This window comes from Embleya sp. NPDC050154, from assembly GCF_044460165.1.
Lineage (GTDB): Bacteria > Actinomycetota > Actinomycetes > Streptomycetales > Streptomycetaceae > Embleya.
The window spans coordinates 412,463-428,237 of record NZ_JBITJP010000003.1; the positions used below are offsets into that span (position 1 = coordinate 412,463).

Sequence of the window (15,775 nt, forward strand, 5' to 3'; positions counted from 1 at the left end):
TTCCTGGGACCGGAAGGGGACGTGTCGCCGGGCGGCGAGGTGCGGTGCCGGGCGTCGTGGAGCTCGGCGGGGGTTGGAAGACCCGCCCTGGGCTGGGCGGGTGTGCGTGGTGTCGTGCCGCGGCTCACCGGGACGGGTGGTGCTCCGCGCGTACGTTGAGCGGACCGCTCACAGCGGCGCGGGAGGTCCCACCGCTCGGGCCCGCAGGCTGAACGCGGGACCGGGAAGGTAGGGCACGGGGACCCGTTCGACCGGGAGTACGACGACCCGGCGCGGATCGGCGCCCGCCCGCACGGCACTGCGGCGCGCGCCTTCGCGGACGTCTTCCACCGCGTCCGCCTCGGCCGCCTCCCCGGCTCGCACCAGTTGCTCGTAGGCGCCGCCGACCGGGCTGAGTGCGGCCCCGAACGCCCCGGCCACCGGGCCGTGTTCGGGCCGTACGACGTGCGCGGCCGGGGCCGTCGCCGCGGCGGGCGCGGCCGAGCCGCCGCCGACCACGATCAGCGGCAGTCGGGCCGCGCCGGGCTGCATCCGGTCCACCGCCTCCTCGAACGCGTCGCGGTCTTCGGCCGGGACCCGGATCAGGTCGGGCATCGGGAAGCTCACCGGAACGCCGCCGATGACCTCCCCGGGCCTGCTCTCCTGCGGGAAGCCGCCGACCAGCAGGCCCACTCTGATCCGCCGCGCCCCGACGTCGGCGACCACCGCATCGGTCAGCCCGGTCAGCAGCCCGGCGCCGCGCAGCGTGCCGGCCGGTCCGCTGCCCAACGCCAGGCTCGGGTGCAGCCGCAGGTAGTCCAGCGCGGTCAGGGTGCCGTCGCCGCGGGTGACCAGGATCGGCGCGGACGCCAGACCCAGGGCGCCGAGCGAGGAGGTCAACGCGTCGGCGAGGGCCGCGGTGTGCCGTGACAGCGCGGCGTCCAGGACCGTGCTGTTCTCGCGCTCGATCAGGCCCAACCCGCCCAATCCCGCGGACAGGCCGACGAACACGTCGGGGCCCGCCTCACGGCGGATGATCTCGGCGGCCTCGTGTTCCTGGGTGTCGTCGATCGGCGAGAACACCCCGGAGACCGCGAACGCGTCGGCGCGGCCCGCGAGGCCGGCCGCGAACCGGGCCACCGCGTCCCGGTCGAGCAAGGTGGTGTCGGCGCGGGTCAGGCCGGCGCCGCCCTCGACCATCGCGCTGCCCGCGTGCACGGCCGCGCGCAGGTCGGCGGGCCAGTCGGCCAGCGGCGGCACCGCGTCCGAGACGGGCCCGCCGATGCGCAGGACGCCGACCCGGGTCAGCCCCTCGCGGCGGGTGACCGCGTGCGCGGCGCTGCGCAGCGCGATGGCCACGTGGGTCACCCTCGTCGGGCGCGGGGCGTCCCGCAGGAGCGCGGCCACGGCGATCCGGACGCTGTCCACCGCATGCTCCGCCGAGGGCACCTTGACCGTGATCGCCGGGGCGTCGCCGGCCGGAAGTGCCCCGTCGGTGTGGGTCGGGCCCACGTCCACACCGATCGTGCCAAGGGCGCTCATCGCACGCTCCCCTCGGGATCGGGCAGGTCCAGCCCGAAGGCCGCCGGGCCGCCGAGGCGCAGGCCGGCCTCGGTCAGCCAGGCGGGGGCGCAGTCCAACGCGAGGATCGACACGCGAAGCCCGTAGCGCAGCACCTCGACCTGCAGGGCCTCGCCCGTCCTGGTCTCCACCAGCGCGATGATGTCCGGCGTCACCACGACCGGCCGGCCGTTCTCCAGGACGGCCAGATATTCCGACTGCGCCTCGACCCGCAGCAGCCGGCCCTGGTCCCGGCCCAGGCCCTCGACCAGGATTCCGGTGGCCGCGTGCGAGACCCGCTCGATTGCGGCGATCTTGCCGGTGACCACCCGGCGGGTCGGCGGCGCGGGGTCGCCGGGTACGCCGGAGGCCAGGTCCGCGCCCACGGCCAGCGCCCGGCGGATCGAGCCCGGCACGGCGTGCCGGGCGGCTTGACCGGCCGTCAGGGGGTAGTCCGAGCAGGCGGCCTGACCACCGAACGCGTCCAGCGCGGCCCGGACCACCCGCTCCAGCCAGGGGCCGTCGGCGTGGTCGACGACCACGGTGCGGCCCCGTTCGTCGGCGAGCACGGCGGGTGTGGCCCGGATCCCGGCGAGTTCGAGCACGTTCTGGTCCATCCGGGGGAAGGCCCGGCCCATGCTGTCCGCGTCCAGCAGCGGCAAGCCCAGGCGTGCGGCCCAGGCGACCGCCACGCAGCCGTTGGAGCCGCCGATCTCGCTCGACATGAGCGCGGCCGGCGGTCCGCCCCGGACCTTCTCGACCCGGTCCAACATCCGCCGTGCCTCGGCGACGCCGCCGACCCGCTCGGCCATCACCGGGGACGAGCCGACGGTGCCGACCGTCATCACCCTGGCGTCCTCGGGCAGGTCCCGCGGGTGCAGGATCCGGACCGGGCCGTGCTCGACGATCGCCTGCCGGGCGCCCGCGAGGGTGACCGACGTGGCCCCGCCGCCGCCCGAACCCAGGACGGCGCAGCCGCGCGCGAAGTCCGGAAGCAGTCCGGCGTCGAGTTCCATGGGTCAAAGGTACGAACGGACGGCATGTCGGATGTGTGCCACACGCACCCGATCGAGCGAAACATGTGCTGCCGGCACACTGGGCGCCGTGACCACACTCGCCGACCTGCTTTCCGGCCCCGACACCGACGGGATCGTCGTCGTGGCCGGACCGACCGACGCCGTCCCGCTGACCGACGTGCGGCTGGAGACGCGCGCGGATCGCCTGGCGCACGCGCCCGCCGGTTGCCTGGTCGTGCTGACCACACCGCTCAGCGGCTATCGGCTCGACGTGGCGGTGCGCGATCTCGCGGCGGCCGGCGCGGCGGGCCTGGTGCTGACCGCCATCACGCCCGACTCGCCCGTCCCGGCCACCGCCCGCGCGCTGGCCGACCGGGGCCGGGTCGCGATCCTGCACACCGACGGCGACCTGGCCGCGCTGGTGCTGGCGGTGGATCGAGTGGTCCGCGGTGGTGCGGCCGACGCCCTGGCCCGGGTGGACGCGGCGGCCCGGGAGTTGCCGTCCGTGGCGGGCGACCCGGAGCGGGTGGCCCGAGCCGCGTCCCGGGTTCTGGGGGTGCCGGTGGGTCTGCGTGCGCCGGAGCCGGGCGAGTTCGGCGCGTCGGCGCTCGGGCCCGACGGCGACGTCTGGCTCAGCGCACCGGACCGACCCGATGCGGCGGGCCGCGCCGTGCGTGCGGTGCTCGCCCTGGGCGCGCTGGCGGCGGCGGCCGGCCCGGCCGACGATGTCCCGGTGCGCTCGCGCGGCCAGCTCCTGGCCGAGTTGCTGGCCGTGCCCGAGGCCCAGGCACTGCGCCTGGGCAGCCGCGGCCGGGCCCTGGGGCTGCCGGTCGACAGTTGGCATCTGGCCCTGCGGGTGGAGCCGATCGCCCTGGCCGGCACCGACCGATACCGCCTCCTGGAGGCCGCCGGGCCGCTCGCGCTGCGCCTGTTGCGTTCGCTGGGCCCGGTCACCTGGAACGCCGCGCGCGTCGACGAGGCGCTGGTGCTGACTCGATCACAGCCCACCGACCCGGGCCGCGACGGCATGCGCGCGACGCTCGCCGACGCCGGCCGGCTCCTGGTGGTGCTGCGCGAGCGCAACCCGGGCGCGGACCTGCGCTGCGGGGTGGGCGCGGCCCATCGCGGCGTGCTGGGCCTGCGCAGGTCCGCCCGCGAGGCCCGCACCGCCCTGTTGCGCTCGGGCGGCGGCGGGTCCGGCCCGATCGCCGCGCACGACGCGGCGGGTCTGGACCGGATGTTGCTGGACTGGTACTCCTCCGACGCGGCCCGCGAGGCGGTGCACGAACTCCTGGCCCCGGTGCTGGCGTTGGGCCCACAGCGCGCCGCGCCGCTGCTGCGTACGCTACAGGCCTACCTCGACCATCAGGGCTCGCCCGCCCGGGCCGCCGACGAACTGCACCTGCACCGCAACGCGGTCACCAAACGCGTCCGCAAGGTGGGCGAACTGATCGGCGCGGACCTGGAGGATCCCCAACAACGCCTCGCGGTACAACTGGCCTGCCGCGCCCACCTGATGTGAGTACGAACACCCGACGGACGAGGCGACCACACCCCGCCGACCCACCCGGTGCGTCGCGCGCCGTGCCGGATGGCGTCCCCGGCAACCCGGTGTCCGGGCGTCCCGGTGACCTTGTGCCGGATGCCGCCGTGTAGTGCGATGACTCCCATGACAAAGAGAAGCGTTGCCACGCTGATCGCCGCCCTCGTCGCGGGATGCCTTGTGACCGCGCCGAGTTCACCTGCGGAGGCCGCCGACGCCGGCGGTTCGCCGGCCGCCGCGGGCTCGCCGCCGAGGCTGGGCGTCGATCTGGACACGGTGACGATCCCCGAGTTACAGGCGCGCATGGCGCGCGGTTCGTTGACCTCGTCGGCACTGACCGGCGCCTATCTGTGGCGGATCGAGACCGTCGACCCGAAAATCCACGCGGTATTGCGGACCGATCCGACCGCCCTGCGCCAGGCGGCGGCCAGCGACGCCCGGCATCGACGCGGTGAGACCCGCGGCCCGCTCGACGGCATTCCCGTCCTGCTCAAGGACAACGTCAACACCCGTGACCTGCCCACGACGGGCGGGTCACTGGCACTGGCCGGGAGCCCGCCGGACGCCGACGCCACCCTGGTCACCCGCCTGCGCGACGCGGGCGCGGTCATCCTGGGCAAGACGAACCTGTCCGAATGGGCCAACTTCCGTGCGGCCAAGCCCACTTCGGGCTGGTCGGCGGTGGGCGGTCAGACCAGGAATCCGTATGTGTTGGACCGCAACCCGTGTGGTTCATCGTCCGGTTCCGGAGCCGCGCTCGCCGCGTCCTTGGCGCAGGTGGCGATCGGGACCGAGACGGACGGCTCGATCGTGTGTCCGGCCGGGGCGAACGGTGTCGTCGGCCACAAGCCCAGCCTGGGACTGGTCAGCCAGGCCGGCGTGGTGCCCATCTCCGCCGAGCAGGACACCGCGGGACCGATGGCGCGCAACGTCACCGATGCCGCGCTCACCCTCGCCGTGATCAGCGGCGGCGCCCCGGAGCTCACCGCCTCCCTCGATGTCGCGCGGGCGTCGACACGCCCCGGCGCACTGCGCGGCAAGCGCATCGGACTGTGGCGGCTGCCCTCGCTCGGGCCGGAGGTCGACGCCCTGATGACGCGTACGGCCGACAGCCTGCGCAAGGCGGGCGCCGAGGTCGTCGAGGTGCGACTCCCCTACCAGGAGCGACTCGCCGAACTGGAGTTTCCCGCACTGTTGAGCGAGTTCCACCGCGACATCGACGCCTACCTCGCCACCCGCCGGGGACCGCGCGACCTCGCCGAACTGATCGAGTTCAACCGCACCCACCCGGCGGAGCAGACCTGCTTCGCGGGTCAGGAGTTGTTCGAGCAGGCCCTGCTCGCGCCGCCCACCACCGACCCGCAATACCGGGCCGCACGCGCCGAGTTGAAGGATCTCTCGCGTAGGTCCATCGACGAGACCATGGCCGCCCATCGCCTGGACGCGATCGCCTCCCCGACGAACCCGCCCGCCTGGACGACCGACTGTGCGCGCGGCGACAACGACGTGATCCCGTCCTCCACCCCCGCGGCCGTGGCCGGGTACCCGTCGTTGTCGGTGCCGGCCGGCCTGGTGAACCGGTTGCCCGTGGGTCTGCTGCTGATGTCCGGCGACCACCGCGACGGCGAGCTGCTGTCCCTGGGGGCGGCGGTCGAACACCGACTCGACGCCTGGCGGGCGCCGCGCTACCTCCCGACCGTGGAACCCGGCACCTGACCGGCGGTCGCCCGCGGGAAGTCCGCCACCGCGAGGTGTTTCCCGAGCGGGCACACCTCCCGGTGGCGGGTCGCCGCGTCATCACGAAGTCCGTTCGTTCGCCGGGGCCGTCCCGAAGTCCGCGGGATCGGTGTCCGTGGGATCGGTGTCCGCGGGATCGGTATCCGCGGGCGCCGGGGCGGCGTGTGCTTCGGTGGGGTCGGGCAGGGGCTGTTCCGCCCAGATGATCTTGCCCTCTGGGATGTACCGCGTACCCCAGCGCGCGGCGATCTGGGCGACCAGGAACAGACCCCGGCCGCCCTCGTCCATGGTGGCCGCGTACCGCAGGTGAGGGGCGGTGCTGCTGCCGTCGGCCACCTCGCAGATCAGGCTCCGGTCGCGCAACAGCCGTACCCGGATCGGCTCGGACCCGTAGCGGATGGCGTTGGTGATCAGCTCGCTGAGGATCAACTCGGTGCCGAAGAGCTGATCGCCCAGCCCCCACTCCTCCAGTTTCGCGGAGACCACCTCGCGCATCCCGGCCACCGCGGCGGGATCCGACGGCACCTCCCATTCGGCCACCCGGGCGCCGTCCAGGGTGCGGGTGCGGGCGACGAGCAGGGCGATGTCGTCCTTGGGGTGTTCGGGGAGCAGCGCGTCCAGGACCGCCGCGCAGCTCTGCTCCGGGGTGCGGCCGGGGTGGGCCAGGGCCTGGCGCAGCAGCCCCATCCCGACGTCCAGGTCGCGGGTGCGGTCCTCGATCAACCCGTCCGTGTACAGGACGAGCGAACTGCCCTCGGCAACCTCCATCTCGATGGTCTCGAACGGCATGCCGCCCAGTCCCAGCGGCGGCCCGGCGGGCAGGTCGGGGAACTCCACGATGCCGTCCGGGTGCACCAGCGCGGGCAACGGATGCCCGGCCCGGGCCATCGCGCAGCGCCGCGACACCGGGTCGTAGATCGCGTACAGGCAGGTGGCGCCGATGATGCCGGCCCCGACGTCCGGGTCCGCCTCGTCCTGGTCGATCCGGCCGACCAGGTCGTCCAGGTGGCTGAGGAGTTCGTCGGGCGGCAGGTCGAGCGTGGAGAAGTTGTGCACCGCGGTACGCAGCCGGCCCATGGTGGCCGCGGCGTGCAGCCCGTGGCCGACGACGTCACCGACGACCAGGGCCACCCGGGCACCGGAGAGCGGGATCACGTCGAACCAGTCGCCGCTCACCCCGGACTGCGCGGGCAGATAGCGGTGGGCCACCTCCAGCGCGCTCTGCGCGGGCAGGGCACGCGGCAGCAGACTGCGTTGCAGCGCCGTCGCCAGAGTGTGTTCGCGGGCGTAGCGGCGTGCGTTGTCGATGCTGACCGCGGCGCGCGCGACCAGTTCCTCGGCGAGGAACAGGTCCTCCCGGTCGAACGGCTCGGGCTTTTCCCTCCGCCAGAAGTTGGCCACGCCCAGCACCGAGCCGCGCGCCTGGACCGGGACCGTGATCAGGGAGTGGATCCCGTATTCGACGATCGCTCCCGCGCGCTCCCGGTCCTGGGCGTGCCAGTCGTCCGCGGTCGCGAGATCGGCCACGATCTCCGACCGGCCGCTGTCGAGTCCGCGGGCCTGCGGGGTCGAGGGGACGAAGTCGATCAGGGTGCCGAGCGGGTACAGGGGGTGATCGTCGCGGATGCCGGCGACGGCGCTGCGGCGCATGTTGGCGCCGCTACCGGTCGGCTCCCCTCCGTCCAGGACCGGGGCGGCCAGGTCGACGGTGACGAAGTCGGCGAAACGCGGGACCGCGACGTCGGCGAGTTCCTCGGCGGTGCGCACCATGTTCAGGGTGGTGCCGATCGCCACCCCGGCGTCGTACAGCAGTTTCAGCCGCCTGCCCGCCACCTCGGCCCTGCCGGAGAGCGTCATCAACTCGGTCGTGTCGCGCAGGGTCGCGACCGTCCCGCGCGGACCGCCGTGACGATCCGTGGGCCGCTGGTTGACCGCCAGCAATCGATCCCCGGCGGGATGGACCTCGTCCGAGACCACACGACCGGAGATCAGCAGCGCGGCCGTGCCCGGTTCGAGGCCGGGCAGGTCGGCGATCCGCCGGCCCTCGGCGTCGGGCGGGAGGTCGAGCAGTCGTCTGGCCTCGTCGTTCGCCAGCACCAGGCGGGTGTCGGCGCCGACGATGAGCACGCCCTCGCGAACCGCGTGGAGTACCGAGTGGTGGTGTTCGTACATGCGGGTCATCTCGGCCGGGCCCAGGCCCCGTGTCTGGCGCCGCAGCCGCCGGGTCACCAGTGCGGTCCCGCCGGTGGCCAGGGCGAGCGCGGCGGCACCGGTGGCCAGGATGATCGGCAGTTGCCGGTCGACCACGCCGGTCACGTTCTTGACCCGCAGCCCGGCGATGACCACACCCTCGACCGTGCCGTCGGGGGCGGTGACCGGGACCACCGCCTGCACCTCGCGTCCGAGCGGGCCGTTCACGCTCTCCACGAGCATGTGCCCGGCCAGCGCGGGCTCGATGTTGGCGACGACGGGCAGACCGATCAGTTCCGGCCTGGGGTGCGTGTAGCGGATCCCCTGGGTGTCGGTCACCACGATGAAGTCCACACCGGCGGCCATCCGCCCCGCCTCGGTCAGCGGTTGCAGCACCGCGGACGGGTCGGGTGAACGCAACGCGGCGATCACCCCGGGCGAGTGGGCGAACGTCTGCGCGACGGCGACCGCCCGGTTGCGGGCCTCGCGGTCGCTGTCGTGTCGGGACTGCACCACCAGCGCGAGCACGGCGCCGGCGACAAGCAGAAACACCACGGCGACTTGCAGGACGAACACCTGCCCGGCAACGCTTCGCCGGCGCCTGCCGGACGGTGACTGAACCGATGCACCCCGAAATCGGCCGGAATCATCGGCCATGTCTACCGTTGTACCCACTGGGGCGTCACGGGACCACTCGTGGGACCCATGGGACGAGACCACCACGCGCGGCGCGCCGCGAGGCGAACGCGCCCAGTCGGCGCCTCACGCGAAGATCGCGTGCACCTGGTCCACCGCCTCCGCGCCGTACGCCACCGCCCCCACCGGGACCGCGCCTTCGACGGCCTCGATCACCCTGGCGGCCCACACCGGCCCGAATCCTCCGCACAGCTCGATCAGTTGGGCACCTTCCGCGACCAGGCGCCGAGCCACCCGGATCGCCTGCTCGGGCCGGTCCACACCGACGAACACGGAACGGCAGTCGGGTGTCACGACGACGGTCTCGCGGTCGGGATCGGCGCCCGAAGCGGTGTAGATGAATCCCCATGCCGTCAGCGCCATGGCGGACGCCTCCTGTTCGACTCCTCGCTGTCGGCCCCCGGCGTCGTCGACCTATCGGATCCTCGACGCGGCGGGCCCGGTCGATCCCAGCACACCGCCTTCGACCGCCCGCCGTCCACGAGGCGCACCCGCACGGGCCTGAGGTCGCGCCTCACGCACCAGGTCGGCGGCGGTCGCGGCATACCGCGCCGCGTACGAATCGTCGGCGTTCCAGACCAGCGCGTGCCGGATGCGCGGCGCGTCCGTCGCGAACGGCAGCCACACCAGGCCGTCTGCGTCGTGCGCGTCCCACGCGGGCCGCAGTGCCACCATGTCGTCGCCGCCGGCCAGCTCGGCGGTGAACAACGCGCGCCGCGGTGGACCTTCGCGGATCACTCTCGGCCGCCACCCCGCACGCGTCCAGGCCGCACGCGTCGCGTCGTGGTAGCCGGGCGCCGACGACCGCGCGAACCACAACAGCGCGCTCCCGGACAGGTCGGCCCAGTCCACCGTGCTCCGCCGCGCGAGGCGATGCCCGCCGGCGACCAGGACTCCCAACTCCGCGTCGCCGACCTCCACGCACGCGAGGTCGTGCAGGTCCTCCGGCAGTACCACTACCCCCACGTCCAACGAGCCGGCGCGCAGCCGCACCAGTTGTTCGCCCGTCTGTCGGTCGGCGATCTCGGGCGTGGACTCCCCGGCCGCCCGCCACAACGCGGGCGCGACCCAGGGCGGCGCCCCCGGCGTGAGTGCGGCGCGCATCACGCGCCGCCCGTGTACCGACTCCTTCGCCCGCCGTGCCGCCTCCACCGCGGCCCGCGCGTCCGCCACCAGTCGGTCGGCCGCCTCGGTCGGCGTCATGCCGCCCGGGGTACGCACGAACAGCGGCGCCCCGAGCACGCGCTCGAGAGCGATGATCTGCTGGCTCAACGACGTCGGCCGGATGCCCAGCGCGTACGCGGCCCGGGTGAGGTGCCGCTCCTCGTGGACCGCGAGAAAGTACCGCAACTGACGCAACTCCATCCGGCGGATGTTATCCCCGCGCAGCCGGTCGCACCCGGGCCGCCCCGTCCGCGCCCCCGGGCCGTGCGCGGATCGCCCCCGATGGGTCGGCCCCCACGACCGGAAGCGCGTCGTGGGGGCCGATGTCGCACACGTGCGGACTTGTGGCTACTTGCGGGCGGGTGCGATCCAGACGACGGCGCCCTTGTCACCGGACAATGGGAGGACCGGGAACACGGTCACGCCGTATGCCTTCTCCCACCCGGGGTTGCCGGAGCCGAGCACCGAGGAGAAGAACGGCTTGCCGTAGTTGGCGAAGTCCGGCGAGCCGTCCGTCTTGGTGACCTTGGTCGAGTACGGAGCCCGCGCCGGAACCACGGTCGAACCGTTGCGGTCCTTGGGCGCGAAGCCGGTGCCGTTGGCCTCCGCGCCCGGCGCGTAGCCGAGCGTGTCGGAGAAGAACCGCACCGGTTCCGTCTTGGCGAATTGCGCGCAGTGGTCGCCGGCCGTGCGGCAGGCCCGGAATCCGGGCGTGTCCTTGAAACTGAACGCCGCGTTGGCCGACTGCACTCGGGGTTCCAGGTTGGCCGCCTGGTTCGACGGCGCGTCCGGGAAGCGGTAGGGCTCCGGGTGCGCGTCGACCAGGAGCAACTCGCCCTTGGCGCCCCACGACGGGGCCTTGTCGATGTTGAACAGCACGCCGTTGTTCTCGTACGAGCTGTCCCGCAGCCACACCAGCAGGCCCGGCGCGTTGTACGCGAGCTTCTCGCGCTTGCCGTTCTCACCGAACGTGTAGGTGTACTTCAGGCCCTGGTCGAAGCCGGACATGTTGCGCCACTCGAGCAGGTAGTACTGCTCGCGGCTGAACGTGCCGTCGGTGACGATCCAGCCCGCGCCCCTGGTGCCGCCGCCGGACGAACCACCTTGCGGAGTCCAGCCGTTGGCACCCTGCTCGACATCGTCGGACCACACGGTGGTGGTGCCGTTGGTGAGCGAGAAGTCGTCGGCGACCCAACCCTTCTCCTGCGTCGCCGCGTCCGTGTCGACGCCGATGCGCAGCTTGATGTTCCGCCCCGCGTACGGCGTCAGGTCCACCTGGTCGTGGCGCCAGCCGTGGCTGTCGCCGGTCAACCCGGTGCTCTTGCCGAAGGCTCGGAGGTTGCCGTTGGGGTCCGGGTAGTCCGGCGGGGTCGACACGAGCGTGCCGGCCTCGTCACGCACCTGGAGCTGCGTCCAGGTGGTGCCGCCGTCGGTGGACACCTCGACGAAGCCGAAGTCCCAGTCCTCCTCCAGGACATAGTCGGTCCACCAGCGGAACTTCACGTCGGAGCCCGCCGGGACCGCGACGTCGCGAACCAGCTTGACGTCCGCCCAGTCCTGGTCGTTGTTCGAGTACCACGCCTTCTGACCACTGTGCGGCGTGCTGAACCTGATCACCTTGTCCGGGAGATTGACCCGGACCGCCTGTTTGGTGCCCTTGGGTGTCTGGGCCGCCTGTCCGAGCGTGACCAGCGCGGGCTTGTCGCCCACCTTCAGGACCTCGGGTGTCAGCCAGCCCAGCGAGTACTTGGACCACGCGCTCATGTGCGCGGGCATCGACTGGAACAGCGGCCCGGAGTGCGATCCGTTGGCCATCAGGTCCCAGAAGTTGACGTCCGACTGACCACCGCTGAAGTTGTCGTACAGGTCCGGCAGACCGAGGTCGTGGCCGTACTCGTGGGCGAACACGCCCACGCCGGAGTCCTCCGGCTGCACGATGTAGTTGGCGACCTTCAGTTGCGTGCCCGGAACCGTGTATCCGCCCGCCACGGCGCTGGAGTGCGCCCAGATGGCGTACGTGCCCTCGGCGCCGCCGCCGGTGGACTTGTCCTTGCCCGAGTGCACGAGGACCAAGTGGTCGACCACGCCGTCCGGTTCGAGGAGGTTCCCGTCGCCGTCCGCGTCTCCGGTGTCCTCCTTGTCGTAGTCGGCCCACGGGAAGTTCGGCTGGCTGCGCGCGAGTTCGTCCACCGCGTCGATCGCCAACCGGTTCGCGCCCGCGGGGTTGTCCGGGTGCCCGCCCATGTCCTGCTCACGCTGCCCGCAGCGGCCGGCGCCGTACCACGCCTCGGAGTGCGCGACCTTGATCCACGGGGTGGCGGTACCGGACACGGTGTACTTGCCGCCCGACATCTCCTCGTACATGTTCTTCATCGTGTAGCCGGAGATGTCGATGCCGGGCTTGCCGTCGGGACCGGTCAGGTCCAACCGCATACGATCGGTGATGCCCTGCTTGGTGTAGAGCATCTTGTTGAAGTGCTCCGGGCTGAAGTCCTTGACCCACTGCGAGTTGTTGTCCCGCCCGGTGAGCGCCGGGTCGGGGATCTTGTTGTGCAGCGGCCCGTTCTTGATCGTGCCCGGAGGTTCGAGCACACAGGAGGGGTCGGTGACACTCGCCCGGCGGTTGAACCCGGAGAAGTCGTCGTTGGCGTTCTCGTTGAACTCGACGAGAACCGTCAGCAGCTTGGCATCCTGCTTCGAGCCCGGTGCCAAGCCGGCCTTCTCGGCTCTGAGTTGCTCCGGGCTCTTGCCCGTGCGCTGGGACTCGGCCTCCAGCAGGCGCAGTTGCGCTGCCGCGCGTGGGTTGCCCTCGCGCTCCTTGCGGCCGGGTCCTTCCTTGGCCTTGCGGGCCTTGTCGGCACCGCCCTGCTCGGCGTCGATCCCGCCGCCCTGGCCGTCCTCGGCCTCGACGGGATTGAAGTACTGGTCCTCGGGACCGGGATTCCACACAGCCTTGGTGTTGTCCACACGTGCGGCCGCCGCGGACGACGTGATGCCCGGCGCTGCGGTCAGTCCCGTGACCGCGAGGAGCGAGACGGACAATAACGTCACCGGGCCACGCAAACGCCGGATGGCTCGCGGCGGTGTGCCACCGCGTCCGGGTATCGCTCGACTCAAGATGGTCCCCCTTCCGCCCGGAAGGTGATCCCGGACGCGAAGCGACGCCGATCAGGGTGCTGTGGTGCCGTACGCGCCCACGACGTCGAGCTGATTCGGCAGAACCCGACGCCTGCCTCCCGTCGACCGTCGGGTCACGGCGGCGGCGGGAGTTGGGGCCGGGCGTCCCGGACACTAGAGGCGCAAGTGACGGCAGAGACAGGGGACACCAAGGTTTCTTTACGATCTCTTTACTAAACGCCCGGCGGGGCGGGCCGAGTAGGGCTAGGGACTTGGCTTGATCGGTTCCGGTTGACCCCGACGGGCAGTCGACTTTCGTATCTCCCACACCCATCCTTCGCACCCGAACACACATCTTTCGCAGGTCCCGCGCGGGCCGCCCGGCGGGCATCGTGGCTCGGGATGCCGACACCCGAAAACCCGCGCCCCATGGGATTCGAGCCCCGTCGAAGAAGCCCATTCCTCATCCCCCGGCTCGTCGCTTGAGGGCACCTTGGGTGCGTCGTCCGACATCGCGGCCGTGAGATCCGTACCCGTCCCGTGCGCCGCGTACGGGCGGTTCGCGATCCGGTCGTTCGGATGTTGTCGGGGTGCGTTGCCGGCGCGGGTGTAACGGCCCGCCGGGTTCATCGCGTTTTCCAAGCGAGGCCTCGTCGCGCAGGCGTCGCGCCTCCCGGGACAACCCGGCCCCACCCACAAACGCGCGCCCGCCGCCGAGCCAAGGGCTCTGCCGGCATGCCGTCACACTCCCCATGCACCTCATCCGGCGTCGGCGGCCGAGCCGCCATTTCGCCATGCCCCGGACCAGGCAACGCCGTTCCCGCGACCCGACCCGAGATTTACAGGTGAGCCCGAATGACCCCAGTCGCCGATACCGAGCCCGCGTCCACCGCGAGACCCGAAGGGAGCCGAAACCCGAGAGGAGCGCACGGACCCGAAGGCGTGGCGCGGCACGAACCCGAGACGCCCGCCGCCGAGGCGCCCGGGATTCGGCCACGTTGGAACCGCGCCCTCGCCCCGGTCACGGCGCTGGCGATCGGCGTCCTCGGCTATCACGCCCGCTGGGTGTGCGACGACGCGCTGATCTTCACCCGCGTGGTCCGCGAGATCCTGGCCGGCAACGGTCCCGTCTCCAGCCCCGGCGAGCGCGCCGAGGCCTCGACGAGCACGTTGTGGCAGTGGCTGCTCGCGCTGTTCGGCTTCGTCCTGCGCCGCGGCGATACCACGGCCCTGTCGTGGATGCTCGGGCTGTTCCTGACCTGCGCCGCCGTGCTGTTCGCCGTGGACGGCGCGCGGCGGCTGCACACCGGGGCCGGCCGCGCCGAGAGCCTGCTGGTCCCGTTCGGGATCCTGGTCCCGCTCGGTCTGCGGCCGATGTGGGAGTACGCGACGTCCGGCCTGGAGACCGGTCTGAACATGTGCTGGACGGCCGGCTCGTGGTGGCTGCTGGTACGGCTGCGCGCCGGCGGATCCCGTCGCCGCGCGCTCGCCACGGCGGCAATCATCGGCCTCGGCCCACTGGTCCGCCCGGAGGCGGCGGCCGTCACCGTCGTGTTCCTGCTCGCGCTGTGGTTCATCCGACGACCCACGATCCGCGGGACGTTCGCCCTCGCGGGCGTCGCGGCCGCCCTACCGACGGCCTACCAGATCTTCCGGATGGGCTACTACGGCATCGTCTTCCCGATGCCGGCGCTCACCAAGGGCGCCGACGGGTCGTTGTGGGAGCGCGGCTGGGCATACGTCACCGACTTCACCGGTCCCTACCTGCTGTGGGCCCCGCTGTCGGCGATCGTGATCGGCGCCGGGTACGCGCTGCGCGGCCTCCACGAGCGACGCGGCGACACGATCGTCGTCCTGGCGCCACCGGCCGCCGCCGCGATCCTGTTCGGCTACGTGGTCAAGGTGGGCGGCGACTACATGCACGCGCGCATGCTCGTACCGATCCTGTTCCTGCTGCTCCTGCCGGTCGCCGTACTGCCGCTGTCCAGGGCCCTGGCGGCGCCCGCCCTCGCTCTGGCCGTATGGTCGCCGATCAGCGGGATCCTCCTGCGCTACAGCCCCTCGCCCACGTCGATGGTCGGCGACGAGCGCGCCTACTACGCGAGCTTCACCGGATCGTCGCACCCCGCCTCGGCCCGCGACTTCCTGCGCACCCACCCGCTGACCAAGGCCGCCGTGGAGGCCGAACTCGCTTCCGGCCGACGGTCGTTGATCTACTACGGGCCGCGCCTGGAAGGCGACATCATCACGGTGCCGCTGCGCGAGGACATCCCGGCGCGGGTCGCGGTCATCGGTGTCTACCTCGGCACCGCCGGCGCCTTGTCACCCGCGGACGTGCGGCTGGTGGACTACTGGGGCCTGGTGAATCCGATCGGGGCGCGGTTCGAGCTTCCGGTGACCAAGCCCGGGCATTCGAAACCGCTGAGCAACGCGTGGCTCCTGGCGGCGTACGCGGACCCGGCGGCGCCGGTGAATCCCGCCGGCAACTTCGCCCGGCCGGAGCCGGTCACCTCCGCACAGGTCACGGCCGCGCGGCACGCACTGGGCTGCGGCGAACTCGCCGAACTCGCCGCGTCCACGCGCGCGCCGATGACCGCGGGCCGTTTCCTGGACAACCTGAAGGGCTCCTGGCGACGCACCCACCTCACCATCCCGGCCGATCCGTTCGATGCCGAGAGGAAGTTCTGCGGGCGCAACACCCCCTGACCCGGTCCGGGTGATCCGCCGAGCGGAACCCGCTCGTTGCTCCAAGCCGAAGCCGACACGTCCGGGT

9 protein-coding genes are annotated in these 15,775 nt (G+C 72.5%); 3 read left to right on the top strand and 6 right to left on the bottom strand.

Translation table 11 applies throughout. The annotated features are described in order from the left end of the window. Positions 1–168: 168 nt before the first annotated feature. Positions 169–1,521: a hydantoinase/oxoprolinase N-terminal domain-containing protein gene (locus tag ACIBSV_RS08475; protein ID WP_395860581.1), complete on the bottom strand. Its 1,353-nt coding sequence runs from the start codon at positions 1,519–1,521 to the stop codon at positions 169–171. Continuing rightward, positions 1,518–2,555: a DUF917 domain-containing protein gene (locus tag ACIBSV_RS08480; protein WP_395860583.1), complete on the bottom strand. Its 1,038-nt coding sequence runs from the start codon at positions 2,553–2,555 to the stop codon at positions 1,518–1,520. The genes ACIBSV_RS08475 and ACIBSV_RS08480 overlap by 4 nt, the downstream gene beginning before the upstream one ends. Before the next feature lie 88 nt (positions 2,556–2,643). Here ACIBSV_RS08480 and ACIBSV_RS08485 point away from each other — a divergent pair, with 88 nt between their 5' ends. Further along, positions 2,644–4,077, top strand: a complete 1,434-nt coding sequence (locus ACIBSV_RS08485; RefSeq protein WP_395860585.1) for a PucR family transcriptional regulator — start codon at positions 2,644–2,646, stop codon at positions 4,075–4,077. Between the two features lie 147 nt (positions 4,078–4,224). After that, positions 4,225–5,814: an amidase gene (locus tag ACIBSV_RS08490; RefSeq protein ID WP_395860587.1), complete on the top strand. Its 1,590-nt coding sequence runs from the start codon at positions 4,225–4,227 to the stop codon at positions 5,812–5,814. A gap of 81 nt (positions 5,815–5,895) precedes the next feature. On the opposite strand, the gene ACIBSV_RS08495 is transcribed toward ACIBSV_RS08490, so the two are convergent. The 4 genes from ACIBSV_RS08495 to ACIBSV_RS08510 all read right to left on the bottom strand — a co-directional run bounded on the left by ACIBSV_RS08495 (position 5,896) and on the right by ACIBSV_RS08510 (position 12,936). Continuing rightward, positions 5,896–8,682 carry a SpoIIE family protein phosphatase gene (locus ACIBSV_RS08495; protein ID WP_395860589.1) on the bottom strand — a complete coding sequence of 929 codons (2,787 nt, stop codon included), beginning with the start codon at positions 8,680–8,682 and terminating at the stop codon, positions 5,896–5,898. Between the two features lie 105 nt (positions 8,683–8,787). Beyond that, positions 8,788–9,084 carry a DUF6506 family protein gene (locus ACIBSV_RS08500; protein WP_395860591.1) on the bottom strand — a complete coding sequence of 99 codons (297 nt, stop codon included), beginning with the start codon at positions 9,082–9,084 and terminating at the stop codon, positions 8,788–8,790. A gap of 51 nt (positions 9,085–9,135) precedes the next feature. Next, positions 9,136–10,086, bottom strand: coding sequence for a LysR family transcriptional regulator (locus ACIBSV_RS08505; RefSeq protein ID WP_395860593.1), 951 nt, complete (start codon positions 10,084–10,086; stop codon positions 9,136–9,138). A 147-nt stretch (positions 10,087–10,233) separates the two neighbouring features. Continuing rightward, a complete protein-coding gene (locus tag ACIBSV_RS08510; RefSeq protein WP_395860595.1) occupies positions 10,234–12,936 on the bottom strand; it encodes an immune inhibitor A domain-containing protein in 2,703 nt (900 codons plus the stop codon). 1,008 nt (positions 12,937–13,944) lie between these two features. On the opposite strand from ACIBSV_RS08510, the gene ACIBSV_RS08515 reads away from it, so the two are divergent. Further along, positions 13,945–15,708: a hypothetical protein gene (locus tag ACIBSV_RS08515; RefSeq protein WP_395860597.1), complete on the top strand. Its 1,764-nt coding sequence runs from the start codon at positions 13,945–13,947 to the stop codon at positions 15,706–15,708. Positions 15,709–15,775: the final 67 nt, after the last annotated feature.

Coding starts and splice junctions, on each gene's coding strand:
- ACIBSV_RS08475 (WP_395860581.1), bottom strand. CDS start 1,521: ATGAGCGCCCTTGGCACGATCGGTGTGGACGTGGGCCCGACCCACACC.
- ACIBSV_RS08480 (WP_395860583.1), bottom strand. CDS start 2,555: ATGGAACTCGACGCCGGACTGCTTCCGGACTTCGCGCGCGGCTGCGCC.
- ACIBSV_RS08490 (WP_395860587.1), top strand. CDS start 4,225: ATGACAAAGAGAAGCGTTGCCACGCTGATCGCCGCCCTCGTCGCGGGA.
- ACIBSV_RS08495 (WP_395860589.1), bottom strand. CDS start 8,682: ATGGCCGATGATTCCGGCCGATTTCGGGGTGCATCGGTTCAGTCACCG.
- ACIBSV_RS08500 (WP_395860591.1), bottom strand. CDS start 9,084: ATGGCGCTGACGGCATGGGGATTCATCTACACCGCTTCGGGCGCCGAT.
- ACIBSV_RS08505 (WP_395860593.1), bottom strand. CDS start 10,086: ATGGAGTTGCGTCAGTTGCGGTACTTTCTCGCGGTCCACGAGGAGCGG.